This is a genomic window from Mesorhizobium maamorense (assembly GCF_044998965.1).
Lineage (GTDB): Bacteria > Pseudomonadota > Alphaproteobacteria > Rhizobiales > Rhizobiaceae > Mesorhizobium.
The window spans coordinates 2764958-2789652 of sequence record NZ_CP173356.1 but is presented as its reverse complement, the minus strand read 5'-3'; the positions used below and the strand labels follow the sequence as shown (position 1 = coordinate 2789652).

Annotated in this window: 21 protein-coding genes and 2 pseudogenes; 18 read left to right on the top strand and 5 right to left on the bottom strand. The window is 63.1% G+C overall.

Annotated elements, in window-relative coordinates; genetic code table 11:
• Positions 1 to 133: 133 nt before the first annotated feature.
• The 6 genes from hflK to ACIU1A_RS14190 all read left to right on the top strand — a co-directional run bounded on the left by hflK (position 134) and on the right by ACIU1A_RS14190 (position 4807).
• On the top strand, positions 134 to 1255 hold the full coding sequence (hflK, locus tag ACIU1A_RS14215) for an FtsH protease activity modulator HflK (RefSeq protein ID WP_140516511.1): 1122 nt from the start codon (positions 134 to 136) through the stop codon (positions 1253 to 1255).
• The gene (gene hflC, locus ACIU1A_RS14210; RefSeq protein WP_140521174.1) at positions 1255 to 2223 is read left to right on the top strand and encodes a protease modulator HflC; all 969 of its coding nucleotides are present in this window, start codon (positions 1255 to 1257) and stop codon (positions 2221 to 2223) included. Before hflK ends, hflC begins: the two co-directional genes overlap by 1 nt.
• 6 nt (positions 2224 to 2229) lie before the next feature.
• Entirely contained in the window at positions 2230 to 2418 is a 189-nt protein-coding gene (locus ACIU1A_RS14205; RefSeq protein WP_140521173.1) for a DUF2065 domain-containing protein, read from the top strand.
• A 136-nt stretch (positions 2419 to 2554) separates the two neighbouring features.
• On the top strand, positions 2555 to 4069 hold the full coding sequence (locus tag ACIU1A_RS14200) for a DegQ family serine endoprotease (RefSeq protein ID WP_404927553.1): 1515 nt from the start codon (positions 2555 to 2557) through the stop codon (positions 4067 to 4069).
• Between the two features lie 55 nt (positions 4070 to 4124).
• On the top strand, positions 4125 to 4550 hold the full coding sequence (locus ACIU1A_RS14195; protein WP_140495343.1) for a putative toxin-antitoxin system toxin component, PIN family: 426 nt from the start codon (positions 4125 to 4127) through the stop codon (positions 4548 to 4550).
• Positions 4547 to 4807, top strand: a complete 261-nt coding sequence (locus ACIU1A_RS14190; protein ID WP_404927552.1) for a pilus assembly protein HicB — start codon at positions 4547 to 4549, stop codon at positions 4805 to 4807. The genes ACIU1A_RS14195 and ACIU1A_RS14190 overlap by 4 nt, the downstream gene beginning before the upstream one ends.
• Here the strand turns inward: ACIU1A_RS14190 and ACIU1A_RS14185 are convergent, their stop codons facing one another.
• Both ACIU1A_RS14185 and serB read right to left on the bottom strand, forming a co-directional pair.
• Positions 4808 to 5371, bottom strand: coding sequence for a GNAT family N-acetyltransferase (locus tag ACIU1A_RS14185; RefSeq protein WP_140559555.1), 564 nt, complete (start codon positions 5369 to 5371; stop codon positions 4808 to 4810).
• Entirely contained in the window at positions 5368 to 6255 is an 888-nt protein-coding gene (serB, locus tag ACIU1A_RS14180; RefSeq protein WP_140516503.1) for a phosphoserine phosphatase SerB, read from the bottom strand. Before serB ends, ACIU1A_RS14185 begins: the two co-directional genes overlap by 4 nt.
• Here serB and miaA point away from each other — a divergent pair.
• Positions 6245 to 7210 carry a tRNA (adenosine(37)-N6)-dimethylallyltransferase MiaA gene (gene miaA, locus ACIU1A_RS14175; RefSeq protein WP_404927918.1) on the top strand — a complete coding sequence of 322 codons (966 nt, stop codon included), beginning with the start codon at positions 6245 to 6247 and terminating at the stop codon, positions 7208 to 7210. The two genes, serB and miaA, sit on opposite strands and share 11 nt — an antisense overlap.
• A 106-nt stretch (positions 7211 to 7316) precedes the next feature.
• Positions 7317 to 8108 carry a GGDEF domain-containing protein gene (locus ACIU1A_RS14170; RefSeq protein WP_140495351.1) on the top strand — a complete coding sequence of 264 codons (792 nt, stop codon included), beginning with the start codon at positions 7317 to 7319 and terminating at the stop codon, positions 8106 to 8108.
• Between the two features lie 221 nt (positions 8109 to 8329).
• Here ACIU1A_RS14170 and ACIU1A_RS14165 read toward each other — a convergent pair.
• A pseudogene (locus ACIU1A_RS14165) lies at positions 8330 to 10163 on the bottom strand (ATP-binding protein).
• A gap of 154 nt (positions 10164 to 10317) precedes the next feature.
• Between ACIU1A_RS14165 and ACIU1A_RS14160 the strand changes: the two are divergent.
• Genes ACIU1A_RS14160 through ACIU1A_RS14150 form a run of 3 tightly spaced genes read left to right on the top strand, consistent with a single transcriptional unit; the run spans position 10318 to position 11765 of the window.
• A complete protein-coding gene (locus tag ACIU1A_RS14160; RefSeq protein ID WP_404927551.1) occupies positions 10318 to 10881 on the top strand; it encodes a helix-turn-helix domain-containing protein in 564 nt (187 codons plus the stop codon).
• 4 nt (positions 10882 to 10885) lie between these two features.
• Positions 10886 to 11194 (top strand): hypothetical protein, encoded by a 309-nt coding sequence (locus tag ACIU1A_RS14155; protein ID WP_404927550.1) that lies wholly within the window; start codon positions 10886 to 10888, stop codon positions 11192 to 11194.
• A gap of 49 nt (positions 11195 to 11243) precedes the next feature.
• Positions 11244 to 11765: a GNAT family N-acetyltransferase gene (locus tag ACIU1A_RS14150; protein WP_404927549.1), complete on the top strand. Its 522-nt coding sequence runs from the start codon at positions 11244 to 11246 to the stop codon at positions 11763 to 11765.
• Between the two features lie 3 nt (positions 11766 to 11768).
• Here ACIU1A_RS14150 and ACIU1A_RS14145 read toward each other — a convergent pair whose 3' ends face one another.
• Complete coding sequence (locus tag ACIU1A_RS14145; RefSeq protein ID WP_404927548.1) at positions 11769 to 12656, bottom strand: LysR family transcriptional regulator; 888 nt, start codon at positions 12654 to 12656, stop codon at positions 11769 to 11771.
• A gap of 118 nt (positions 12657 to 12774) precedes the next feature.
• Between ACIU1A_RS14145 and ACIU1A_RS14140 the strand changes: the two genes are divergently transcribed.
• Positions 12775 to 13926, top strand: coding sequence for a gamma-butyrobetaine dioxygenase (locus tag ACIU1A_RS14140; protein WP_224619810.1), 1152 nt, complete (start codon positions 12775 to 12777; stop codon positions 13924 to 13926).
• Complete coding sequence (locus ACIU1A_RS14135) at positions 13923 to 14513, top strand: HD domain-containing protein (RefSeq protein ID WP_140495362.1); 591 nt, start codon at positions 13923 to 13925, stop codon at positions 14511 to 14513. The genes ACIU1A_RS14140 and ACIU1A_RS14135 overlap by 4 nt, the downstream gene beginning before the upstream one ends.
• Before the next feature lie 73 nt (positions 14514 to 14586).
• Here the strand turns inward: ACIU1A_RS14135 and ACIU1A_RS14130 are convergent.
• Positions 14587 to 16389: pseudogene (locus tag ACIU1A_RS14130) on the bottom strand (NAD(P)-binding domain-containing protein).
• Between the two features lie 445 nt (positions 16390 to 16834).
• Here ACIU1A_RS14130 and ACIU1A_RS14125 point away from each other — a divergent pair.
• From ACIU1A_RS14125 to ACIU1A_RS14105, 5 genes are all read left to right on the top strand, one after another.
• A complete protein-coding gene (locus ACIU1A_RS14125) occupies positions 16835 to 18616 on the top strand; it encodes an acetolactate synthase 3 large subunit (protein WP_140656826.1) in 1782 nt (593 codons plus the stop codon).
• 82 nt (positions 18617 to 18698) lie between these two features.
• Positions 18699 to 19271, top strand: coding sequence for an acetolactate synthase small subunit (gene ilvN / locus ACIU1A_RS14120; RefSeq protein WP_023676680.1), 573 nt, complete (start codon positions 18699 to 18701; stop codon positions 19269 to 19271).
• Between the two features lie 109 nt (positions 19272 to 19380).
• Entirely contained in the window at positions 19381 to 19977 is a 597-nt protein-coding gene (locus ACIU1A_RS14115; RefSeq protein ID WP_404927547.1) for a LysE family translocator, read from the top strand.
• A 215-nt stretch (positions 19978 to 20192) separates the two neighbouring features.
• Entirely contained in the window at positions 20193 to 21479 is a 1287-nt protein-coding gene (locus tag ACIU1A_RS14110; RefSeq protein WP_404927546.1) for an efflux RND transporter periplasmic adaptor subunit, read from the top strand.
• Positions 21476 to 24637: an efflux RND transporter permease subunit gene (locus tag ACIU1A_RS14105; protein ID WP_404927545.1), complete on the top strand. Its 3162-nt coding sequence runs from the start codon at positions 21476 to 21478 to the stop codon at positions 24635 to 24637. The genes ACIU1A_RS14110 and ACIU1A_RS14105 overlap by 4 nt, the downstream gene beginning before the upstream one ends.
• The last annotated feature ends 58 nt before the right edge of the window (positions 24638 to 24695 follow it).

Below are 24695 nucleotides of genomic sequence, written 5' to 3'. Positions count from 1 at the left end.
GCGACCGGCCCAAAACCGATGATGCCAGCAGAGCATCGCGTTGAAAGCATGCCGTGGCGTCCCTATAGAAGAACAAGACTGGATTTGCGCCGAAATTCCGGCGCTTGAGGGAATTCCAAGCGAAAGGACATTCATGCCCTGGAACGATAAAGGTGGCGGTGGCGGCGGCCCGTGGGGCGGCGGCGGCAATAATCAGGGACCCTGGGGGCAGGGACCGAAGGGGCCAAGCGGCCCGCAAGGCTCGCCTCCCGACCTCGAGGACATCATCCGCCGTGGCCAGGACAGGCTGCGGCGCGCGCTGCCCGGCGGTGGCGGCGCCAGTCCGGCCATATTTGGGCTGATCGGCGCGGCGCTGGTCGTGCTATGGGCGTTCCAGGCAGTCTACACCGTGCAGCCCGATGAGGTCGCGGTCGAGCTGCGCTTCGGCAAGCCGAAGGCCGAGCTGTCGCAGCCCGGCCTGCATTTCCACTGGTGGCCGCTCGAAACGGTCGAAACGGCCAAGATTTCCGAGCAGCTCGTCGACATTGGCGGTGGCGCGTCCAGCGGCAACACGTCGGGGCTGATGCTTTCGGGCGACCAGAACATCGTCAACGTGCAGTTCTCGGTCGCCTACCAGGTCTCCGATCCCCGCGCCTATCTGTTCGACGTCTCCGACCCGGATGGCATGCTGCGGCAGGTCGCCGAGAGCGCGATGCGCGAGGCCGTCGGCCGCAGGCCGGCGCAGGACATCTTCCGTGACGACCGCCAGGGCATAGCGGCTTCGGTGCGTGAGATCATCCAGACCACGCTCGACGGCTACAAGGCCGGGCTTCAGGTCAACGCCATCTCGATCGAGGACGCGGCGCCGCCGCGTGAGGTCGCCGACGCCTTCGACGAGGTGCAGCGCGCCGAGCAGGACGAGGATAAGTTCGTCGAGCAGGCCAACCAGTACTCCAACCAGAAGCTCGGCCAGGCACGCGGCGAGGCCGCACAGGTCCGCGAAGACGCGGCCGCCTACAAGAACCGGGTGGTGCAGGAGGCCGAAGGTGAGGCCCAGCGCTTCATCTCCGTCTATGACGAATATGCCAAGGCGCCCGACGTGACGCGCAAGCGGCTTTACCTGGAAACGATGGAGAAGGTGCTGAAGGACTCCGGCAAAGTGATCGTCGAGCAAGGCAACGGGCAGGGGGTCGTCCCCTATCTGCCGCTGCCGGCATTGCAGCAGAAAGCGCCGGCTCCGACCCCGCTTGGCGCGACGACGGGAGGTAACCAGTGATGGCCAACCGTCTCCCCGTCATCGTCGTCATCGCGGCGGTCATCCTGTTCCTGCTCTATTCGTCGGTCTTCGTGGTCAATGCGCGCCAGCAGGCGCTGGTGCTGAGGTTCGGCGAGATCGTCGACGTCAAGACCGAGCCCGGCATCTACTTCAAGGCGCCGTTCTCGTTCTTCGACGCCGACACGGTGCAGTTGATCGAGAATCGGGTGCTGCGCTTCGACCTCGACAACATCCGCGTCCAGGTCTCGGGCGGCAAGTTCTATGAGGTCGATGCCTTCATCGCCTACCGCATCTCGGATCCGCGTGTCTTCCGTGCCGCGGTATCCGGCCAGATCGAGCTCGCCGAAGCGCGGCTGAGGACGCGTCTCGACGCTGCCTTGCGCCGCGTCTACGGTCTGCGCGACTTCGAGGCCGCCCTTTCGGAGGAGCGCGCTGTGATGATGCGCGAAGTGCGCGATCAGCTACGGCCCGACGCCACCTCGCTCGGCCTGCAGATCGAGGATGTCCGCATCCGCCGCACCGACCTCACCGCCGAAGTCTCGCAGCAGACCTTCGATCGCATGAAGGCGGAACGTCTGGCTGAGGCCGAAAGGCTGAGGGCGCGCGGCAACGAGGCGGCGCAGCGCATCAAGGCCCGCGCCGACCGTGAGGTGGTCGAGATCATCGCGGAAGCGCAGAAGGAGTCCGAAATCCTGCGCGGCGAGGGCGAGGCGCAGCGCAGCGCCACCTTTGCCGAGGCTTATCAGCGCGATCCGGCGTTCTTCGATTTCTACCGGTCGATGAACGCCTATGGCACGGCGCTGGACAACACCGGCACGACAATGGTGCTGTCGCCGAATTCGGAGTTCTTCCGTTTCTTCCGCGACCCTGACGGAAAGGAGGCGCCGGCAAGGCCGGCGGCTCCGCAACCGGCACCTCCTGCCGCACCGGCGACCGCACCCGCAACTTCGCCCGGCACCGGCCAGTAGCGGCCGGTGCAGGATTTCTTCGCGGCAATAGGCCTGGTCCTCGTCATTGAGGGCTTGGTCTATGGCGGCTTTCCCGGTTTCGCCAGGAAACTGGCGGCTGAGGTGCTGTCGTTGCCGGAGAACGCATTGCGGATCGCCGGGCTGGTGGCGATTGCCGCCGGCGTCGGTATCGTCTGGCTGATCCGCGGCGGCTAGGGGTGTGCAAAAACGCGGGATTTACACTCTGCCAATAGCCATAGCCGCAAACGTGCCCTATTTCTTGCCATCATGGCGCGACACGGCGTTTCCGTCGAAGCGCTTTTCTCTTTCAGAAGTGCCGGGAGGCTTCTCGATGACATCCAACACCCTTTTGCGCGCGGCTCGACGCACGTTCGTCGCTGGCGCGGCAGCGCTTCTTCTGGGCACCGTGGCCGTTCCGGCCTTCGTGACGCCGACAATGGCCGCCGACGGGCCTGCTTCGGTGGCCGACCTGGCGCAAGGCCTGCTCGGCGCGGTGGTCAACATCTCGACGTCGCAGACGGTGAAGGGCACGGAAGGTCCGGGCGCGGCGCCGATGCCGCAGCTTCCCGAAGGCTCACCGTTCCAGGATTTCTTCGACGATTTCTTCAAGAACCGCGGCGGCGACAAGGACAATGGCTCGCAGAAAGTGCAGTCGCTCGGCTCCGGTTTCGTCATCGACGCCGAGCAGGGCATCGTCGTCACCAACAACCATGTCATCGCCGATGCCGACGATATCGAGGTCAATTTCTCCGATGGAGTCACGCTGAAGGCGACGCTGGTCGGCACCGACACCAAGACCGATGTCGCGGTGCTCAAGGTCGATCCGAAGGGCCACAAGCTGACGGCGGTGAAGTTCGGCGATTCCACCAAGATGCGCGTCGGCGACTGGGTGATGGCGATCGGCAATCCGTTCGGCCTCGGCGGCACGGTCACGGTCGGCATCGTCTCGGCGCGTAACCGCGACATCAATTCAGGCCCCTATGACGATTTCATCCAGACCGATGCCGCGATCAACCGCGGCAATTCGGGCGGGCCGCTGTTCAACAGCGCCGGCGAGGTCATCGGCATCAACACGGCGATCATTTCGCCGTCCGGCGGCTCGATCGGCATCGGCTTCTCCATCCCCTCGCAGCTCGCATCGGGCGTTGTCGAGCAACTGCGCCAATATGGCGAAACGCGGCGCGGCTGGCTTGGCGTGCGCATCCAGCCGGTGACCGACGACATTGCCGAGAGCCTCGGCATGGCGACCGCCAAGGGTGCGCTGGTCGCCGGCGTCATCAAGGGTGGACCGGTCGACAACGGCACCATCCAGGCCGGCGACGTGATCATCAAGTTCGACGGCAAGGACATCCACGAAATGCGCGACCTGCCGCGTGTGGTCGCGGAGAGCCCGGTCGGCAAGGCGGTCGACGTGCTGATCGTGCGCAAGGGTGTCGAGCAAACGGTGAAGGTAACACTTGGCCGGCTCGAGGACAGCGAGAAGCTCGCCAGCGGCGAAAACGGCAACACCGACCAGGACAAAGGCGACAAGGCGCCGGCGGTTTCGACGGCCTCGGTGCTCGGCATGACCGTCGGCGAATTGAACGACGATACGCGCAAGAAGTTCAGCATCGCCGCCGATGTTTCGGGCGTCGTCATCACCGATGTCGCCAAGGATTCGGCCGCGGCTGAACGCGGCATCCAGCCGGGCGAGGTGATCACCGAAATTGCACAGGAATCGGTTGCCACGCCCAAGGATGTGATGGACCGGATCGGCGCGCTGAAGGAGCAGGGACGCAAGAACGCACTGTTGATGCTGGCGTCCAAGACCGGTGAGCTGAGGTTTGTGACGATCCGGATGGACTGAGGATCGCTAACGATGGTCATATTGTAACATCCCATGGGATGTACTATTTTGACTTGTGAGGCGGATCGTACTGGACACAAACGTTTTGACGGCAGGCTTGCGAAGCAGGAATGGCGCGTCTTTCGCCATCCTGCAGCTGATTGCGGATCGGCAAATTCGCCCATTAGTGACGACAGCGCTGTTTCTTGAATATGAAACCGTGCTGGCCAGACCCGAGCAGGTGGCGGCTCACGGGTTGTCCGCGCCGGATCTGGGCCGTTTGCTGGCCGGCTTTGCATTGCTGGCTGAGCCGGTCGAGCTGCACTTTCTCTGGCGGCCGCAATTGAACGATCCGAAGGATGAGATGGTGCTTGAAGCAGCGATCAACGGCCGGGCCGATGCGTTGGTGACTCACAATCGCCGGGACTTCCTAGCTGCGGCAGGCCGTTTTGATGTACTGCTTGTGAGCCCGGCCGAGTTCCTGGAAGGACTTCGTACATGAGCAAAGCGACTTATCCGCTGAAACTGCCACAGTCGGTTAGGGAAGCAGCCGCGCGCCTCGCGAAGGCCGATGGCGTGTCGCTCAATCAATGGATTGCGTCGGCTGTGGCGCAAAAGGTCGGGGCAATGGAAGCGGCAGCTGACTTCCTGCGTCGTCGTGCCGGCGACGCGTCACCGGGCGATTTCGCGAAAATGCTGGGGCGGGTCGCAGACAGATCGCCACAGTCCGGCGACGAATTTCCACCTGACAGGCATTGATCAGCGACGATTCTTCCGCCAATCCGCGCTCGTCAGCCTGTAGAACACATGCCTCTTCAGCTCCGGGTGGCTGTCGGGAATGCCGGGGTGGTCGAAGTTGGCCGAGGGATCGGCGGTCATGCCGAGGCGCTTCATGACGGCAGTGGAGCGGCGGTTGTTCTCGACCGCGAAGGAGACGATCTCGCCAAGGCCGAGTTTTTCGAAGCCGTAGGCCAGCCATGCCTCGGCAGCTTCCGTGACATAACCCTTGCCCCAGAATTCGGGCGCCAGCCGCCAGCCGACCTCAACGGTGCCGGCGGGAAGGAACGGCAGATGGTCGGTCCCGGTGATACCGACAAAGCCGATGCATTGACCTGATGCGGCGACCTCGGCGGCGGCAAAGCCATAGCCGTCCCGATCGATGATGGCCCGCAGTTCGTCCATCTTGGCGTCTGCTGCGGCGCGGCCGCGACGGAAGGGGAAGAACTCCATCACGCGTTCATCGGAATTGATGCGATGGAACAGCTCCCGGTCGCGATCCTCCCAGTTGCGCAGGATCAGGCGCTCGGTGCGCATTGGTTTCATTGGACGAACTCTTCCTGCCCGTAGCCTTGCAGATAGAGCAATGCGGTCAGGTCGCCATGGTCGATGCGAACCTTTGCCTGCGCGGCCACCATCGGTTTGGCATGCAGCGCAACACCGGTGCCGGCAAGGCGGATCATGTCGAGATCGTTGGCCCCGTCGCCGACAGCAATGGCATCGGCCGGGGTGAGGCCGAGACGCGCAGTGATCTCGATCAGCGCCTCGGCCTTGGCGGCGCGGCCTAGGATCGGCTCGCCGACCAACCCGGCAAACAGGCCATCCTGTTCGAGCAGGCGGTTGGCGCGATTTTCATGGAAGCCGAGCATGGCGGCGATGCGTGAGGTGAAGACCTCGAAGCCGCCCGAGACTAGCGCGGTCCAGGCGCCGTTGGCCCGCATCGTCTGCACCAGTGCGCGACCGCCGGAGGCCAATGTCAACCGGTTGGCAACGATCAGATCGACCACGGCCGCATCGAGCCCCTTGAGCAACGCCACGCGCTCGCGCAGGGCGGGCTCGAAGGCGATCTCGCCATTCATCGATCGTGCGGTGATCGCCGCGACGTGCTCCTTGACGCCGATCTCGTCGGCCAGCTCGTCGATGCATTCCTGGTCGATCATGGTCGAATCCATGTCGGCGATGAGGATCTTCTTGCGGCGCGTTGCCGACTGCTGGACGATCACGTCGATCGGCTCGGCGGCCAGCGCCGCGCGCAGATTGGCGGCCGCCTCGTCGGCTTGTGCATTCGCTGGCAGTGCGAGATCGCAGGCAATGTCTTCGGCCATCCAGCGAACAGTGCTTGCGCCCACCGACCGTGAGGCCATATTCGCAAGCGATGGTGACAAGGCACGATCGGCGGGATGGGAAACAAGCGTGGCGATAAGCGGCATCGATAATTCCGGTGCGGATGCGGGCGAAGGCCGCGTGAAGAATGCGATCCTGATAGCCGGGCCGACCGCCAGCGGCAAGTCGGCGCTGGCGCTCGACCTGGCCGAACGTATAGGCGGCGTGATCATCAACACCGATTCCATGCAAGCCTATTCGGTTCTCGACGTGTTGACTGCCCGGCCGGAGGCGGCGGACCTCGCTCGGGCACCGCATTATCTCTATGGGCATGTCCATCCCGGCACCGCCTACTCGACCGGGGCGTGGCTGCGCGACGTGACGAGGCTGATCGAAGACGGCGCGCTCTCGCGGCGACCGATCTTCGTCGGCGGCACCGGCCTTTACTTTCGCGCCTTGGCCGAGGGCATTTCGGAAATGCCCGACATTCCGCGGCAGGTACGCGACCGTTGGCGCTACGAGTTGAAGGAGCAAGGCGCCGTCAAACTGCATGGCATCCTGCTGCGCGAGGATTCCAGGGCAGCCATGCAGTTGAAGCCCACGGACAGCCAGCGCATCGTGCGGGCGCTCGAAGTGCTCGACGCATCCGGCCGCTCGATCCTGGACTGGCAGGCCGCGCGGGGCCGGCCGCTCATCGACAGACAGACGGCCCGCTTCTTTGTCATCGAGCCGGACCGGGCCGCGCTGGTCGGACGCATCGAAAGGCGTTTCGACCAGATGCTGGTCAAGGGCGCACTGGACGAAGTCAGGCAACTCGCATCGCTTCGTCTCGATCTGCAATTGCCGGCGATGAAGGCGATCGGCGTCCGCGAACTGCAAGCGGCGATGGCCGGACAATCGGGTTTTCCCGAGGCGATCGAACGCGCCAAGATCGCAACCAGGCAATATGCCAAGCGGCAGACGACCTGGTTTCGGCACCAGCTAGGACCGGAATGGCAAAGATTGCATCCTGGTGACGATATCGAAACCACGATCCAAACGCTTGTTGCTAATGCAACCTAGAAAGCCTTTCCTTCACGGAAAGGTTCTCGTTGTGGTTGTCCAAATTAACCCTCCGTAAGGCCCGCCATGCCATAAGGTCGATGGGCATTTTTCCATCGGGGAGCAGATGCGTTTCCACAAGGCGGAATCGGCGTTTTTCGTCTTTATCTTCGTGATCCTGGCCGCCGGCCTGGTGACGCTGCATGCCTATGGACTGCTACAATCCTTTGCCACCGAACTGCACACGGCCTCCGGCCTGGACAAGGTCATCTACCTCAACAAGCTGCTTTTCGCGACGGGCGTGCTGCTCGCGACCGCGCTGTTCTTCGGCATCTTCTTCATCTACCCGTTGATCCGCAGGCAGGCGACGGAGGAAGGCAAGCTGCGGGCCATGACCGTGTCACTGAGCGCCCGCTCCGAGACGTTCGAACATGCGGCGCTGACAGATAGCCTGACCGGCATGCAGAACCGGCGCTATTTCGACGACGCGCTGAAGGAATATCTCGAGGAGTTCAAGCGCATCGAGAAACCCGTCGGGCTGATGATCCTCGACCTTGATCATTTCAAGCAGGTCAACGATACACATGGCCACGACGTCGGCGACGAGGTACTCAAGGCCGTCGCCAGCTGTCTCAAGGACATGACGCGCTACCATGACGTGGTGGCGCGATTGGGTGGCGAGGAATTCGCCGTGGTCACGCCCAACATGGAGGCGGAATTGTTGTCGAAATTCGCCGAGCGTATCCGCAAGGCGATCGCCAACATGTCGGTTCTTTCGGGCAATGTCCGGCTCAAGATCACCACCAGCGTCGGCCTTGCCGTATGGGACCGCAAGGAGACGGCGGAAGAATTCTATCGCCGCGCCGACCGCCAGCTCTACGAGGCCAAGAGGCAAGGCCGCAACCGCGTCTGCGCCTGAAATCTCGAAGAAGAATTCACGAGGCCGGTTGCCTGACGCGGCTTTTTCGACTTCCGGTGCTCACGGACTGAATGTCCGCTCCGCTCCGGCTTCTCGAAACCACGCCATTCAATCCGGCCTGATGAATTCCCTTTCGGGATTTGACCAAGCTGGTTCGATGATGTGAAGCCTTTGGAAGCTTGTGTGCGGCTTCCCGGCCGGTCGTCAGAGAGCTTGCAGGCTCAATCGTTCTGGGGGCGCATGCCGAAGGTGGCGGGCTTTAGGCCGTAGCGCATGTCGAAATCATCGTCCGATTGCACGCGTGCGGCCGGCGGCTTGCGGTAGTCGGGATCGCCAGCCTGGCGGCCAGAATCGACCACTTCGGCAAAGGCCATCGCCTGCTGTTGCGGCTTTGGAACGTTGCGAAGCCGTTCGACGATCGTCACCAAATCGACATCGTCTCCGGTTTTCGACGACATGGCTTGTTCGCGCTTTGCCGTGCCGGGGATCAGTTCAGCCGGCAGTCTCTCGAACTTCAGCCGCATCGTCGTCGCCACGCCTTCGCCGAAGGCGATCGCTTCGCGCTGGCCCATGGACGACAGGAAAGCAAGCGTGGAGGCGGACGAGTCGGCGATGGCCGAGCGGATGATCGCCTGGTCCTGCTCATTGGCGAGCCGCATGGCGAAAAAGGTCGAGCACTGCGACAGGATGGTCGGGTCGAGTTCGCCCGGGCGCTGGGTGACGACGCCGAGATAGCAGCCATACTTGCGGCCTTCCTTGGCAATGCGCGACAGCGCGTGCCTTGTCGGCGCGAAGCCGAGGCGCGCATCGGCCGGCATGTAGCGATGCGCTTCTTCGCACAGCAATAGGAGCTGCAGCTTGCCCTCGCTCCACAGCGCAAGGTCGAACGCCAGGCGCGCCAGCACCGAACAGACGGAATTGACCACTTCGGACGGCATGCCGGCCATTTCGAAACAGGTCACAGGGCGGCCGTTATGCGGCACGCGGAAGATGTTGCCGATCGTCTCGTGGATGGTGTCCTCGATCAGGCGCGAGTTGAACATGAAACGGTAGCGCGGATCGGCTGCCGCCGATCTCGATGCGCGTCTTCAGCGATTTGAGCGTCGGGCGCTCGTTCTTGCTTTCGAGCATGCCCATGCGCTCGTCAATCTGCTTGAGCAGATCGGCAATGCGGTAGGGCACTGGCGTATCGGCGGTCAGCGCATCGCTGCCGCGCCTGAGATAGGCACCGGAATTGGGGTTGCGATAGAGGTTTTTGGCGAGCGGAATGAGGTCGCGCAGCGCATCGATCTCGTCGGGCACGGTCTCGCGGCCGCGAAATAGAACCTCGGCGAATTCCTCGAGCCGGAACATCCAGAACGGAAGGTCGAGCGTCTTGGAATCGACCTTGACGCAATATTCGGGCAGCGACGCGGCGAATTCATTGTGCGGATCGAGGATCAGGATGCGCAGATCCGGCCGCGCCGCGATCGATTTGCGCAGCAGCAGCGAGACGGCGGTGGACTTGCCGACGCCGGTGGTGCCGACAATGGCAAAGTGGCGCGCCAGCGTGTCGTCGATGGCGATGTTGGCGGCGATCGCCTCGTCCTGCGACAGCGAGCCGATGGTGATCGAATGACGCCCGGCCAGATCGTAGACGGCCTGCAGGTCACGGCTGCGGATGCGGTGCGCGATGGCGCCTATATGGGGATAGGTGGTGATGCCGCGGTCGAAGATCGGCTTGGAGCCGGGTTCGGCGCCGTCGCGCACTTCGCCGATCAGCTCGATGCTGACCTCGATGGCGTTCTGGCCTTCGCTGTTCCAGGCGCGATCCGACTTGCCGATCGCATAGACCAGGCCGACGGTGCGTGTCGTGCCGAGATTGACCGAGATCATCTTGCCGACCGTCCACAGGCCGGTCACCGCGCCGTCGACGTCGTCCGCAAAGGCGCTGATGGTGGCGCGGGCGCCGTCGCATTGCACGACATTGCCCAGGATGCGCCTGTCGTTCTGTTCGGCGTTGCGGCGCTCCTGCGATGTCGGTTCTCCGACCGAGGCTTCGCGTTCGACATACATGGACAGGCCAATCCCCATTTTCCCTCACGTCGAAGCCTACAGGAACGGGGTTAAGGTCGAGTGTGGCCGGATGGTGTAGGGAGGATTAAGAAGCCGGCGAAAATTGTCGCGACAAGGCTCTTTTCCAGTTATCAGTTTTCGCTATAATAGACGAATGGATGATATAGCGAACGACATCTCCTCGACAATCGGCAGGCGGATACACGCCGAGAGGACGATACGGGACTGGTCCCTGGCCGAACTCGCCGAGCGCTCCGGCGTCTCCAAAGCCATGCTGAGCACGATCGAGCGTGGCATAACCAGCCCGACGGCAGCGCTCCTGGTGCGGATCGCCGCCGCCTTCGGCATGACGCTGTCGACCCTTATCGCACGCGCGGAATTGCAGGGTGGGGGCTTGCTGCGGGCGAGCGACCAGCCCGTTTGGCGGGATCCCGACACCGGCTATGTCAGGCGGCATCTTTCGCCGGCCGGCGACATGCCGCTCGAACTGATCAGGGTTCATCTGCCGGCGGGCGCCAAGGTCAGTTTGCCCGCGGCGTCCTACGCCTTCATCAAACAGCAGATATGGCTGATCTCCGGACGGCTGGAATTCATCGAGGGCGATCTGGTGCACAGGCTCGAGCCCGGCGACTGTCTGGCGCTCGGCGCGCCGTCGGACTGCACCTTCCATGCGCTCGAGGCGGGCGCCGACTATCTCGTCGCGCTGGTCAGGGCCTGACATCATGCCGAGACGTCCAAAGCGCTCCCACAATGGGGGACCGCCGCTCGACGACTACAAGGGGCCGCCATGGGGCAAGGGCGATCCTTATATTTTCCTGGCCTGGCAGGCCGCGCATGCCAAGGCGTGGAAAGCACCGAGCCGCGACGTCATGCTGATGCGCGTGGACAAGGCGGAACGGCTGGGACTTACCTATGAGGAATACACGCTCGAATTCCTCGAACGCGGACGCCACCTTCAGGAAGAGGACACCGAACGCATCGCCGCGATCAAGGCGGCGCGCAAGGGAAAGCGATTCAGCGCTTTCGATTGACGCCAGTTCGACCGTATCGATCCTTCCATCTCAGCCAGGCAGAACGAGCATGCATTCCATCGAGATCAGAATGTTGACGCAGGACGCGCGGACACAGGCGTTGCTTGGCGATCTTCTGGTCGAAACGGTTGCCGCGGGCGGGTCGGTGAGCTTCATGCATCCGCTGGCGTCGGAAACCGCCCGCAGGTTCTGGGACACGTCGCTGACGGCGGCCGCAAGAGGTGAGCGGGTGGTGCTTGGCGCGTGGGAGGCAGACACGCTGGTCGGCACGGTCACGCTGCTGCTCGACTGTCCGCCCAACCAGCCGCACCGGGCCGAGATCGCCAAGCTGATGACGCGCCTCGATCGTCGAGGCAAAGGCGTGGCGACCCGCCTGATGCAAGCGGCCGAGGCCCTTGCGGTGGAGAGGGGCCGCACGCTTCTGGTTCTGGATACGGCGACCGAAGAGGGGGCGTCCGGGCTCTATGAGAGGCTGGGCTTCACGCTCACCGGGGAAATACCGGACTATGCATTGAAGCCCCATGGCGGGCTGACCGGCACGCTCATCTACTGGAAGCGCATCGGCCGGTGAACGTCATGTCGGAGATGGCTCGCCGAGGCGCGACAGCAGCCATTGGCGGAAATCCTGCTCGGCACCGGTCAGTCGCGCGATCGGTGCCTTGGTCAGAAAATGCCCCGATGTGCTCGGGAGCTCGAAATCGGAAAGCCTGGCCAGGGCCTTGCTTTCGAGTGCCGCGTCAATCAGCGGCCGCGAGCCCAGAAGCACGCCCGCGCCGGCTCGCGCAGCCTCCATCGCAGCCACGAAGCTGTCGAAGCGATGCGAGCGCCTGGGGTGACCGACCAATCCCGCCGCGGCGAACCATTCCGCCCACATCTCGCGCGCACCGGCGACCAGGAGCAGCGGCAGGGATGTCCAGTCGGCATCACTGGCCAAGGCCGGGGCGGCCACCGGCACAAGCCGCTCGGCGGTCAGCCTGTCGGCCAGGCGTCCGGGAAAGGATCCGTTGCCGAAACGGATGTCCAGCGCTGAGCCCGGCAGGTCATAGTCGGTCGGGCGATGGATCGTCACCAGGTCGACATGGATGCGCGGCAGCGCCTTGGCAAGGTCGGGCAGCTTCGGAACGAGCACCAGCAAAGCGAAAGAGATCGGCGCCCGCAAGGTGACGGTCTCGACGGCGCGGGGCTCGAACAGTTCCGCCGTGCTGCTGCCGATGGTGGCGAAGGCTGATTGGATGTGGGGCAAGTAGGCGGCGCCCTCCGGCAACAGTGCGACGCCCCGCGCCAGCCGTGAGAACAGACGCGTCTTCAGCCGATCCTCGAGGAGCCGGACATGCTGACTGACGGCCGCCTGGGTCAGGCCGAGCTCGGCGGCGGCCGCCGTAAAATTCGAAAGCCGCGCCGCTGCCTCGAAGCTGCGCAGCCAGTCGAGTGGGGGCAAGGTGGGGATGGTTCTCGCAGGCATTACGATTTTGCAGCCATTGACCGAAAAATGATAATTTCAATTATACCTTTCGCTCGATCAACATGCAATCGAGGCCCCGCTGAGCGGACTGCGGGGCGCAATGGACAGGAACATCTCCATGTTGACCGATGCGCTGATAGGCGACGCAGGAAGAATGATCGAACTGGGCTGGAAGGACGGGACGCGCTGCCGGTTCCATGCCATGTGGCTTCGCGACAACGCACTCGACGACAAGACACGCAGCGCCGGCAACGGCCAGCGACTGATCACCATCCTCGATATTCCAGCCGAGACGCGGATCGGTGCCGCTTCGATCAAGGGCAATGCCGTGGAGATCAGATTCGTGCCCGAGAAGAAGACGGTCAGCTTTCCCGAGGCGTGGCTTCGAGCCAATGCCTATGATCGCGCCGAGGCCCGTCAGTCCGGATGGACCGCCGACGCGGTGCAGCGCTGGACAAGGGCGACGATGCAGAATTCGGTGCCGCGCGCCGGTTATCCGAAGGCAAGCCGCAGCCGCAGTGTGCTGCGGGAATGGCTCTTGGCGGTGAGGGCCTACGGTTTTGCAGTGATGGACGGACTGCCGGCCGAATCCGGCGCTCTGTGCAAGGTCTCCGACCTGTTCGGCTACATCAGGGAGACCAATTACGGGCGCTGGTTCGAAGTGCGCGCCGAGGTCAATCCGAACAATCTGGCCTACACCAATCTCGGCCTCCAGGCGCACACCGACAATCCTTATCGCGACCCGGTGCCGACGCTGCAGATCCTGTCCTGTATCGAGAACACGGTGGAGGGTGGTGAGTCCAGCGTGGTCGACGGGTTCGCCGTGGCGGCCGCCTTGCAGGCCGAGAATCCCGAAGGCTTCCGACTCCTGAGTTCGCATCCTGCCCGTTTCGAATATGCCGGATCGTCCGGCGTGCGGCTGCAGGCGAAGCGGCCTATGATCGAACTCGGGCCGGACGGCGAACTGATCTGCATCCGCTTCAACAACCGCTCGCTGGCGCCGACCATCGACGTGCCTTTCGCCGAGATGGATGCCTACTACGCCGCCTATCGCCGCTTTGCGGAGTTGATCGAGGATCCGGCTTTCGAAGTAACGTTCAAGCTCGAGCCGGGGCAGGCCTTCATCGTCGACAACACCCGCGTCATGCATGCGCGCAAGGCGTTTTCGGGAACCGGCAAACGCTGGCTGCAGGGCTGTTATGCCGACAAGGACGGCCTGCTGTCGACGTTGGCGGCGATCGAGCACGGTTTCAAGGAGGCGGCGGAATGAACGCACATGATCTGAACGCCGGCAACATCGTCGAATTCATCGCCGATATCTTCGAGCGCCGGGGAGCCGAATCCTATCTCGGCGAGCCGGTGACGATGTCCGAGCATATGCTGCAGGGCGCCTGGCTCGCAGAGCAGGATGGTGCGCCGGAAGAACTGGTGGCAGCAGCCCTGCTGCACGATATCGGCCACTACACCAGCGAGTTCGGTACCTATTCGCCCGATGACGTCGAGGACAAGCACCATGACGAGGCCGGCGGCGAGGTGCTGGCGCCGTTCTTCCCGCCGGTCATCGTCGAATGCGTCAGGCTGCATGTCTCGGCCAAGCGCTATCTCTGCGCCACCGACCCGACCTATTTCGACAAGCTGTCGCCGGCTTCGGTTCATACGCTGTCGTTGCAGGGCGGGCCGATGAGCCCGGACGAGGTGGCCGGGTTCCGCAAGAACCCGTTTCACGAAGAGGCGGTGCGCGTCCGCATCTGGGACGAGGGCGGCAAGGTCGCGGACATGAGGACGCGCACGTTTCGCGACTATGTGCCGTTGCTAGAACGCGTGGTGGCGCGGTTCGCGGCCGACCAGGCGGCGTAGCCGATCGCACCGATCAGGAAAGGGAGGCGCGGTCCAAAACCGCGCCTCCCTCGGTTTTTCGCCACGATCTGGCTTATCCCTTGTGGTGAACCTGCTGCAGCCCATAGACGGGCGTCGCAATGCCTTCCTGCCTGGCCTTCAACTGCAGCGACAGGAACTGCGAATAATGGCGCGACTGGTGCAGGTTACCGCCATGGAACCAGAGCGCCTCCTGCTGCGTCGGCTTCCACATGTTGCGCTGCTCACCTTCCCATGGGCCGGGATCCTTGGTGGTGTTCGAGCCGAGTCCCCAGCATTTGCCGACCTTGTCGGCAACCTCCTTGAGATCAGCTCCGCCGCCCAGCCATTCATCGAGCCGTATCCGGTGGCGTAGACGATGACGTCCGCCGGCAGTTCGGTGCCATCGCTGAGCAGGACGGAATGTTCTTTGATCTCGGCCACATCGACGCCGCTCTTGAGCTTGATGGCGCCATCGATGATCAGCTGCGAGGCGCCGATATCGATGTAGTAGCCGGAGCCACGCCTGAGATATTTCATGAACAGGCCGGAGCCGTCGTCGCCCCAGTCGAGCATGAACCCCGCCTTTTCCAGGCCCTTGTAGAACGCCGCGTCGCGCTCCTTCATCTTCTCATAAAGCGGAATCTGGAACTCGTGCAGGATCTTGTAGGGCAGGGAGGCGAAGATGAGGTCGGCCTTGGCGGTGGTCATACCATTCTGCACCGCCTGCTCCGAGTAGAGCGCGCCAAGCCCGATATCCATGAGCGTGTCGGATCTGACGATGTGGGTGGTCGATCGCTGCACCATGGTGACATCGACGCCGGCTTCCCACAGCGCCGCGCAAATGTCGTGCGCGGAATTGTTCGAGCCGATGACGACAACCTTCTTGCCGGCATATTGGTCGGGGCCGGGGTGCTTGGAGGAGTGGTGCTGATCCCCCTTGAAATTCTCCATGCCCTTGAACTTCGGCAGATTGGGACGGCCGGACATGCCGGTGGCCAGCACCAGCTGCTTCGGCTTCAGCGTGATGTCCTTGCCGTCGCGGTGGACGACAACCGTCCATTCCTTCTTCTCCTCGTCGTAGGAAGCGCTCTTGGCCTCGGTCGAGGACCAGTAATTCAGCTCCATCACCTTCGTGTACATTTCCAGCCAGTCGCCGATCTTGTCCTTGGGCGAGAAGACCGGCCAGTTCTGGGGGAAATCGATGTAGGGCAAATGGTCATACCAGACCGGATCATGCAGGCAGAGCGACTTGTAGCGTTTGCGCCAGCTGTCGCCGGCACGTTCATTCTTCTCAATGATGATCGTCGGCACGCCGAGCTGCCGGAGCCGCGCGCCAAGCGCGATGCCGCCCTGGCCGCCGCCGATGATGACCGTATAGGGCTGCATCTTGAAGCCAAGCTCGGCCGCTTCCTTCTCGCGCTCTTCCTTCCAGGTCGGGCGGTTCCTGCCGGAGCCGTGCTTGGCGCCCATGGGCCGGGCGAAGCCGGCCGGCTCTTCGTGCCCTTTCAGCTCGACCATCGTGGTCAGCAGCGTCCAGATCTTGCCGTCCTTCAACCTGATATGGCCGAAGCCGCGCGCCACGTCGGTCTCGAAGCTGATCCAGCCGTCGATCACCCCGTTCGCCTCGGTCGCGTCCTCACCCCCTGGCGATCGCGAAATGCGATGGCTTCGTCTTCGACAGCTGGCTTTCCAGCATGTCACGCACCTGATCGCGGCCTTCCATGGTCTTGATGTTCCAGGTGAAGGTGACGAGGTCGCGCCAATAACAATCTTCCTGGAAGCATTCGATCGCCTTGTCGATGTCGCCGGCGGCGAGGGCCGCGCCAAATCGTTCTAGAAGGTCGGAAAGCTTCCTGTTCGGGGCCTTGTCGAGCATCAGTTTCCTCCGCGTTTTTGTTGATCGGCCTCGTTGCGAGCTGCCTTTGCCGAGCTTGGGGTCCGGCCTCGGGCAGTATCGCGGCAAACCATGGGCCGCGTCACGTCGCCAAATAGTTCGCTTTGTTTTCAAGGGTTTGACAAGCGACCCGACGTCGAGCCGGGTCTAAATGACGGCGTGCGCGTGCTTCGTGCCATGCACCGGGCAAGCCGGCATGAAAGCGGAATCGACCCCATTGACGAACGGCTGCTTTCACCCTTATGGTTCGCCACCATGAAAAAGGCACTCATTCTCGTAGGAAGGCGCGTGGGCAAGGCGGTGTAACCGCCGGGCGAAAACCTCCCATGCGCAACACACAGGCTCCCTCGGGGGCCTTTTTTATTGCCCAAAACACGACTAAACGACAGCAAAATCGCCGGATGGCGGACAGTACGGGACCAAACCGATGAGCAACGGACAGAGCGAGCGGCGCGAAATGACTGGCGCCGAAATGGTGGTGCAGGCGCTGAAGGACAATGGCGTCAAGCATGTCTTCGGTTATCCGGGCGGCGCGGTTCTCCCGATCTATGACGAGATTTTCCAGCAGGACGACGTCGAGCACATCCTGGTGAGGCACGAGCAGGGCGCCGGTCACGCGGCCGAGGGCTATGCGCGCTCGACCGGCAAGGCAGGCGTCATGCTGGTGACATCGGGTCCGGGCGCGACCAACGCGGTGACGCCTTTGCAGGACGCGCTGATGGATTCGATCCCGCTGGTTTGCCTGACCGGCCAGGTGCCGACCTCGCTGATCGGTTCGGACGCTTTCCAGGAATGCGACACGGTCGGCATCACGCGTCCCTGCACCAAGCACAATTGGCTGGTCAAGGACGTCAACGAACTTGCCGCAACCATTCATGAGGCCTTCCATGTCGCCACCACCGGCCGTCCCGGTCCTGTCGTGGTCGACATCCCGAAGGACGTGCAGTTCGCCAAGGGTTTTTACGTTTCTCCGCAAACCGCGCCACGCACCAGCTATCAGCCGAAGGTGCAGGGTGATCTGGAGAAGATCAAGGCGGCGGTCGAGCTGTTGGCCGGTGCCAGGAAACCGATCATCTACAGCGGCGGCGGCGTCATCAACTCCGGTCCGGAAGCGAGCCATCTGCTGCGCGAACTGGTCGACCTCACCGGTTTCCCGATCACCTCGACGTTGATGGGGCTCGGCGCCTATCCGGCATCGGGCAAGAACTGGCTCGGCATGCTCGGCATGCACGGCACCTACGAAGCCAACATGGCCATGCATGATTGCGACGTGATGGTCTGCATCGGTGCGCGCTTCGACGACCGCATCACCGGCCGGCTCAACGCGTTCTCGCCGAACTCGAAGAAGATCCATATCGACATCGATCCGTCCTCGATCAACAAGAACGTCCACACCGACGTGCCCATTATCGGCGATGTCGGCCGGGTTCTGGAGGATCTCGTGCGGCTGTGGCGGGCAACCGCCAAGGCCGACAAGAAGGCGCTCTATCCCTGGTGGGAGCAGATCGCCAAATGGCGCGCGCGCGATTCGCTCGCCTACAAGATGAACAACGACGTGATCATGCCGCAATATGCCATCCAGCGGCTCTATGCCCTGACCAAGGACATGGACACCTACATCACGACGGAGGTCGGCCAGCACCAGATGTGGGCGGCCCAGCACTACCATTTCGAGAAGCCGAACCGCTGGATGACGTCCGGGGGGCTCGGCACGATGGGTTACGGCCTGCCGGCGGCACTGGGCGTGCAGATCGCGCATCCGAACGCGCTGGTCGTCGATATCGCCGGCGACGCTTCGGTGCAGATGACGATGCAAGAGATGAGTGCCGCGGTGCAGTTCGACGCGCCGATCAAAATCTTCATTCTCAACAACCAGTATATGGGCATGGTGCGGCAATGGCAGCAGCTGCTGCACGGCAACCGGCTGTCGCATTCCTACACCGAAGCCATGCCTGATTTCGTCAAGCTGGCCGAAGCCTATGGCGGCCACGGTATTCGCTGCGACAAGCCGGACGAGCTGGACGATGCCATCAAGGAGATGATCTCGGTCAGGAAGCCGGTGCTGTTCGACTGCCGCGTGGCGACGCTCGCCAACTGCTTCCCGATGATCCCGTCGGGCAAGGCGCACAATGAGATGCTCTTGCCGGACGAGGCGACGGACGAAGCGGTGGCCAACGCCATCGACGCCAAGGGCAGGGAACTGGTTTAGCAGCGGACAGAGGCAGGGCTGTCGCGAGAAGCCGTGCGTAAACAGAGATTAGATCCAAGAGTTTGAAGTCGAGATTCACATCATGAACGCACAGCTACAACCGACCGGCTCCGCCTATTTCATCGCCAAGGAAACGGAAAAGCCCGAGAACCACACGCTTTCCGTGCTGGTCGACAACGAGCCGGGCGTGCTTGCCCGGGTCATCGGCCTGTTTTCCGGGCGCGGCTACAACATCGAGAGCCTGACGGTCTCGGAAACCGAGCATGAGAAACATCTGTCGCGCATCACCATCGTGACGCGCGGCACGCCGCATGTGCTGGAGCAGATCAAGCACCAGCTCGAGCGCATCGTGCCGGTCCACCGCGTCGTCGACCTCACCGTGCGCTCGCAGGAGTTCGGCCAGGAGCGGCCGCTGGAGCGGGAACTGGCGCTGGTCAAGGTCGCCGGCACCGGCGAGGCCCGCGTCGAGGCGCTGCGCCTGGCGGATGCCTTCCGCGCCAGCGTCATCGACGCCAACACCGAGCATTTCATCTTCGAGATCACCGGCAAGGGCTCCAAGCTCGACCAGTTCATCGCCATCATGAAGCCGCTCGGCCTGGTAGAGATCTGCCGCACCGGCGTGGCGGCGATGAACCGTGGCCCGCAGGGGATGTAGCACCGGTAAGTTTCTCCACAGCGTGACGACGGGATCGGCCACCGGCCGAGGGTGGCATTTGTGCGGTCGTTGGAAGAGACAATAATACTGGCTTATCTGGGAGGATATCATGTCGCTCGACGCATTCCTCGCCTTGCTTGTCTACGCCTTCGTGACCTCGATCACGCCCGGGCCTAACAATCTGATGCTGCTCGCCTCAGGTGTGAATTTCGGCCTGGTGAGGAGCGTGCCGCATATGTTCGGCATCAGCATCGGGTTTCTTGTCTTGCTGCTGGCGGTCGGCCTTGGTCTTGGCGCCGTGCTGACGGCGTTCCCGGCGCTGCACACCGCGCTCAAGATCGCCGGCGCCGCCTATCTGCTCTACCTTGCCTGGAAAATCGCCATGTCACGCTCGCTCAGCGGCAAAGGCGAGACGGAGGCGCGGCCGATGCGTTTCATCGAGGCGGCGGCGTTCCAGTGGGTCAATGCCAAGGCCTGGGTGATGGCGATCACCGCCATGGCCGTCTACTCCAATCCGGAGCATCCGTTCCTGTCGGTGGCGCTGATCTCGGTGGCCTTCACCATCGTCAACCTGCCGAGCGTTTCAGTGTGGGCGGGATTCGGCACGGCGCTGCGCGGTTTCCTGTCCGATCCAGTGCGGCTGAAATGGTTCAACATCGCCATGGGCGTGTTGCTGGCCGCGACGCTTTGGCCGATGCTGCGGTGAGTTGTCCAGGTTCGCGATCCGCCTTTTGCACGCGATCATGGTGGCCAGCCCATCCATTGTGCAGTGCACATTAAATCTTCGTAATGCCGTGTTTTGGCCCTTTTCCGCCAAAGCCCTGTCCTATCTATTCAGCGAAATCGCGGCAGGGCGTCGTGATTTGAGCTAGAATACGACCACCTGGCTATGGCGTGTCGGACGGAGAGGGTCTTTTGTCGATGCGTGGAAAAGTCATTCTTTCATTGCTTGCGGTCGCCTGCGCAGGCGCGGCCTGGCTCTATCTGTCTCCCGATGCGCTGAGCAGGGCCCGGCAGATCATCGGTGTAAATCAGGTCGCGTCGGACAAGCCGGCGCCGGATAGCCAGGATCCGCAGGCAGGGGGCAAGCAGGCGGCTGGCGGCACTGGCGCCCGTTCGGCCTCGATCATCTCGGTCACGGCAACGACGGCCGATTTCCCGGTCCGGCGCTACGCCATCGGCTTCGTCTCCTCTCCCGCCGTGGTCAGCATCAACGCGCGCGTGTCCAGCCAGATCGTGTCGATCGACGTCAAGGACGGGCAGATGGTGAAAACCGGCGATCTCCTGTTTTCGCTGGATGACCGTGCCTTGAAGGCGCAGCTCGCCAAGGATCAGGCGACGCTCGCCAAGGATCAGGCGCTGCTTGCCAGTTCGAATTCCGATCTTCAGCGCGCCAAGGATCTTGTCGCCAAGCAGGCCGGTACGCAGCAGACCTACGACCAGGCCGTTGCCGCGCAGAAGGCGGCGGCAGCGACTGTCGATGCCGACAAGGCGACAATCGATGCAGACAATGTCCAGCTTGGCTTTGCCAGGATCACCGCGCCGATTTCCGGCAGGCTTGGCGCGGTCAACGTTGCCGTGGGCGATCTCGTGACCACGAGCAATGGCAGCAGCAGCACCTCGACCCCGCTCGTCACCATCACCCAGATGGATCCGCTGCAGGTGAACTTCAACCTGCCCGAAAGCAACCTTGCGCTGCTGCACAAGGCACTGGCAAAGCCACAGCAAGGGGCAGTGACCCTGACCCAGGACGGCGACCCGACACCCATTGGCAAGGGCACGCTCGATTTCGTCGATTCCAGCGTCGATACCGCTTCCGGCACCATCGCAACGCGAGCCAGCATACCCAACGCCGATCTGTCGCTGTGGCCGGGCCAATATGTGAATGTCGTGCTCGACGCCGGCATCATGCCGCAGATGACGTCCGTCCCCACGGTCGCGGTGCAGCCCAGCCAGAAGGGGCCGTTCGTCTATGTGGTCAAGCCTGACAACACAGTCGAAATGCGGCCGGTGCAAGTGGCGCTGACCGTGGGTCAGAGCGCCGCCATCAGCGATGGCCTGAAAAGCGGCGAGAAGGTTGTTATCGAAGGCCAGACGCGACTGAAGAACGGGGCTGCCGTGCACGAAGGCAAGGCATCCGCCGGATCCGGCGACCAGGCAGCACCCAAGGTCGCGCAAGCGGACAAGGCCGGCGAGGCCGCCCAATGATCTCCGAGTTCTGCATTCGCAGGCCTGTCGCCACCCTCCTGATGTCGTTCGCCCTCGTTCTGGGCGGGCTGTTCGCCTACAAGTTCCTCCCGGTGGCCGCGCTGCCCAGTGCCGAATTCCCCGTCGTCAACGTCTCGGCTCAGCTGCCCGGAGCCTCGCCGGAGACGATGGCAACGTCGGTGGCGACGCCGCTGATCAAGCAATTCGCCACCATTGCCGGCATCGACTCGATCTCGACCACCAACTCGCTCGGCCAGACCTCGATCGCCATCCAGTTCGTGCTCAACCGCGACATCGATGCCGCGGCCGCGGACGTGCAGGCAGCGATCGCGCGCACGCAAAGATCGCTGCCGCCCCAGATGACCTCGCCGCCGAGCTACCGCAAGGTCAATCCGGCCGACGCGCCGATCCTTTTGATGTCGCTGGTCAGCGATACGGTTCCGCTGACCGATCTCGATGCTTTCGCCGAAAACGTCATCTCGCCGTCGCTGTCGACCATCGACGGCGTGGCGCAGGTCTCCATCTTCGGCCAGCAGAAATATGCAGTCCGCATTCAGATCGATCCGACCGCGCTTGCCGCGCGCGGCATTTCGATCGACCAGCTGCAGGCGGCGATCGCATCCGCCAACTCCAACACCCCGCTGGGCGTTCTGAAGAACAACAAACAGCAGCTGACGATCACGGCCAATACGCAGCTGACCGACGCCGCCGGATTCTCCAACCTCATCATCGCCACCAAGAACGGTCATCCGGTGCGGCTGGGCGAGGTGACACGCGTCGTCGATTCGGTGCAGACCACGACGACTGCGAGCTGGTATGACGGCACGCGCGCGATCATCATGGCGGTGCAGCGCCAGCCCGACGCCAACACTGTCGACGTCGTCGACAAGGTCAAGGCGATGCTGCCGTCCTTCCAGGACCAGATGCCGGCCGCCGCCCAGATCAAACTGCTCAACGACCGTTCGACCTCGATCCGCCAGGCCGTGGATGACGTGCAGTTCACGCTGCTGTTGACCATCGCGCTGGTGGTCATGGTGATCTTCGTGTTCCTGCGCCGCGTTACGGCGACCATCATCCCGGCCGTGGCGGTGCCGATCTCGTTGATCGCCACGCTCGGCGCGATGTTCCTGTTCGGCTTTTCCATCGACAACATCTCGCTGATGGGCCTGACGCTTGCGGTCGGCCTCGTCGTCGACGACGCCATCGTGATGCTGGAAAACATCTTCCGCCATATGGAGGAGGATGGCTTGTCGGCGTTCGATGCTTCGCTGAAGGGCGCGCGCGAAATCGGCTTCACCATCATCTCGATTTCGATCTCGCTCGTGGCCGTGTTCATCCCGGTGCTTCTGATGGGCGGCGTGATCGGGCGCATCTTCAACGAGTTCGCCGTCGTGGTGACGGTCGCCATCCTGGCGTCAATGTTCGTGTCGCTGACGCTGACGCCGATGCTGTGCTCGCGGCTGCTGTCGGTGACCAAGGCCGACCGCGAGGCGCATGGCGATGGCCACAGGCGCGATTTCATCACCCGCGGCTACGACCGGATCCTGAGCTTCTGTCTGCGGCACACTTTCCTGGTGTTCCTGGTCTTCATAGGCACCGCGGCGGCGTCGGTGTGGCTGATCGAGGTCTCGCCGAAGGGCTTTTTCCCGCAGGAGGATATCGGCCAGATATCGGTGACGACCATCGCGCGCCAGGACATCTCGTTCGACGCCATGGCAAAGCTGCAGGGGCAGGTGGCCAGCGTCTTCTCGCATTCGCCCTATGTCGACCATGTTGCGTGGTCGGCGGGCAGCGGCAACAATGCGCTCAACCAGGGGCAGCTTTTCGTCCAGCTCAAGGGCAAGGACCAGCGGCCCAATATCGAGAAGGTGCTTGCGGATCTGCGCAAGCAACTGGCCGGCGTGGCGGGCATCGAGACCTACATGCAGCCGGTGCAGAATTTGAGGCTGGGTTCGCGCTCGTCGGCCAGCGCCTACCAACTCGTGGTTCAAGGCCTCGACACCGGCCAGACCGATATCTGGGCGCAGAAACTGAACGACGCGATGGCGGCCGACCATGCGACCTTCACCGACGTCACCAGCGACCTGCAGAACAATGCGCTGCAGGCGACGCTGGTGGTGGATCGCGACAAGGCGGCCCAGCTCGGCATCGACACCGACACGCTGCGCTCGGCGCTGTATGGCGGGTTCGGCACCGACCAGGTTTCGACCATCTTCGGCTCCGCCGACAGCTACGAAGTCATCACCGAGCTCGATCCCAAGATCGAGTGGTCGCCGGAGCGGATGCTGGCCATCCAGATGAGGACGGCGAGCGGCTCCCTGGTTCCGCTTGGCGCCTTCGCCCGGGTCGATCGCACGGCCGGCGCCTTGACGGTCAACCAGCTCGGCCAGCTTCCGGCCGTGACGATCTCCTACAATCTGCCGCAAGGCGTGGCGCTCGGCGACAGCGTGAGCCGCATCAACGCGCTCAAAGAGCAGATCGGCATGCCGGAGACGATCTCGACCAGCTTTGCCGGCACGGCCAAGACCTTCCAGGACTCGCTCGCCAACCAGGGCCTGCTGATCGGCGGCGCGATCCTGACCATCTATATCGTGCTTGGCATTCTCTATGAGAGCTTCATCCATCCGCTCACGATCCTCACAGGCTTGCCATCGGCTGTGCTGGGGGCGGTTGTCGCCTTGCGCTTCGCCGGCATGGACCTGTCCGTCATCGCGGTGATCGGCATCCTGATGCTGATCGGCATCGTCAAGAAGAACGGCATCATGATGGTCGACGTCGCGCTCGAATTGCGACGAGAAGGAATGTCGGCCACCGAGTCCATCCACAAGGCCTGCCTGATGCGGTTCCGGCCGATCATGATGACGACGCTGGCCGCCTTGATGGGCACGTTCCCGATCGCGCTCGGCACGGGCGCCAGCGCGGAGCTGCGCCAGCCGTTGGGCGTCGCCGTCGTCGGCGGCCTGCTCGCCTCGCAGGCTCTGACCCTGTTCGTCACACCGGTGATCTATGTTTACATGGAGCATTTCTCGGGTTGGCTGCTGGGGCTATTTCCGAAGCGAAAGGCCGAGTTGCACCTGGTCGAAGCGGGGGATCAGCCTTCGCTGTTCGACGGCGATGACGAGAGGCAGGGCGAACCGCAGAAAGCGGCTGCGGAGTAGTGTATCCGCGTCGCGCCCACTGGCCCAAGCCGTCATGCTTGCGGCCGGCGGATCCCAG

What these genes read in the sequence shown, in the direction of transcription:
- ACIU1A_RS14140 (WP_224619810.1), top strand. Translation starts at nt 12,775, where the DNA reads ATGTTGACCGATGCGCTGATAGGCGACGCAGGAAGAATGATCGAACTG.
- ACIU1A_RS14160 (WP_404927551.1), top strand. Translation starts at nt 10,318, where the DNA reads ATGGATGATATAGCGAACGACATCTCCTCGACAATCGGCAGGCGGATA.
- hflK (WP_140516511.1), top strand. Translation starts at nt 134, where the DNA reads ATGCCCTGGAACGATAAAGGTGGCGGTGGCGGCGGCCCGTGGGGCGGC.
- ACIU1A_RS14170 (WP_140495351.1), top strand. Translation starts at nt 7,317, where the DNA reads ATGCGTTTCCACAAGGCGGAATCGGCGTTTTTCGTCTTTATCTTCGTG.
- ACIU1A_RS14190 (WP_404927552.1), top strand. Translation starts at nt 4,547, where the DNA reads ATGAGCAAAGCGACTTATCCGCTGAAACTGCCACAGTCGGTTAGGGAA.
- ACIU1A_RS14200 (WP_404927553.1), top strand. Translation starts at nt 2,555, where the DNA reads ATGACATCCAACACCCTTTTGCGCGCGGCTCGACGCACGTTCGTCGCT.
- hflC (WP_140521174.1), top strand. Translation starts at nt 1,255, where the DNA reads ATGGCCAACCGTCTCCCCGTCATCGTCGTCATCGCGGCGGTCATCCTG.
- ACIU1A_RS14135 (WP_140495362.1), top strand. Translation starts at nt 13,923, where the DNA reads ATGAACGCACATGATCTGAACGCCGGCAACATCGTCGAATTCATCGCC.
- ACIU1A_RS14155 (WP_404927550.1), top strand. Translation starts at nt 10,886, where the DNA reads ATGCCGAGACGTCCAAAGCGCTCCCACAATGGGGGACCGCCGCTCGAC.
- ilvN (WP_023676680.1), top strand. Translation starts at nt 18,699, where the DNA reads ATGAACGCACAGCTACAACCGACCGGCTCCGCCTATTTCATCGCCAAG.
- ACIU1A_RS14105 (WP_404927545.1), top strand. Translation starts at nt 21,476, where the DNA reads ATGATCTCCGAGTTCTGCATTCGCAGGCCTGTCGCCACCCTCCTGATG.
- ACIU1A_RS14185 (WP_140559555.1), bottom strand. Translation starts at nt 5,371, where the DNA reads ATGAAACCAATGCGCACCGAGCGCCTGATCCTGCGCAACTGGGAGGAT.
- ACIU1A_RS14125 (WP_140656826.1), top strand. Translation starts at nt 16,835, where the DNA reads ATGAGCAACGGACAGAGCGAGCGGCGCGAAATGACTGGCGCCGAAATG.
- ACIU1A_RS14110 (WP_404927546.1), top strand. Translation starts at nt 20,193, where the DNA reads ATGCGTGGAAAAGTCATTCTTTCATTGCTTGCGGTCGCCTGCGCAGGC.
- ACIU1A_RS14115 (WP_404927547.1), top strand. Translation starts at nt 19,381, where the DNA reads ATGTCGCTCGACGCATTCCTCGCCTTGCTTGTCTACGCCTTCGTGACC.
- serB (WP_140516503.1), bottom strand. Translation starts at nt 6,255, where the DNA reads ATGCCGCTTATCGCCACGCTTGTTTCCCATCCCGCCGATCGTGCCTTG.
- ACIU1A_RS14145 (WP_404927548.1), bottom strand. Translation starts at nt 12,656, where the DNA reads ATGCCTGCGAGAACCATCCCCACCTTGCCCCCACTCGACTGGCTGCGC.
- ACIU1A_RS14150 (WP_404927549.1), top strand. Translation starts at nt 11,244, where the DNA reads ATGCATTCCATCGAGATCAGAATGTTGACGCAGGACGCGCGGACACAG.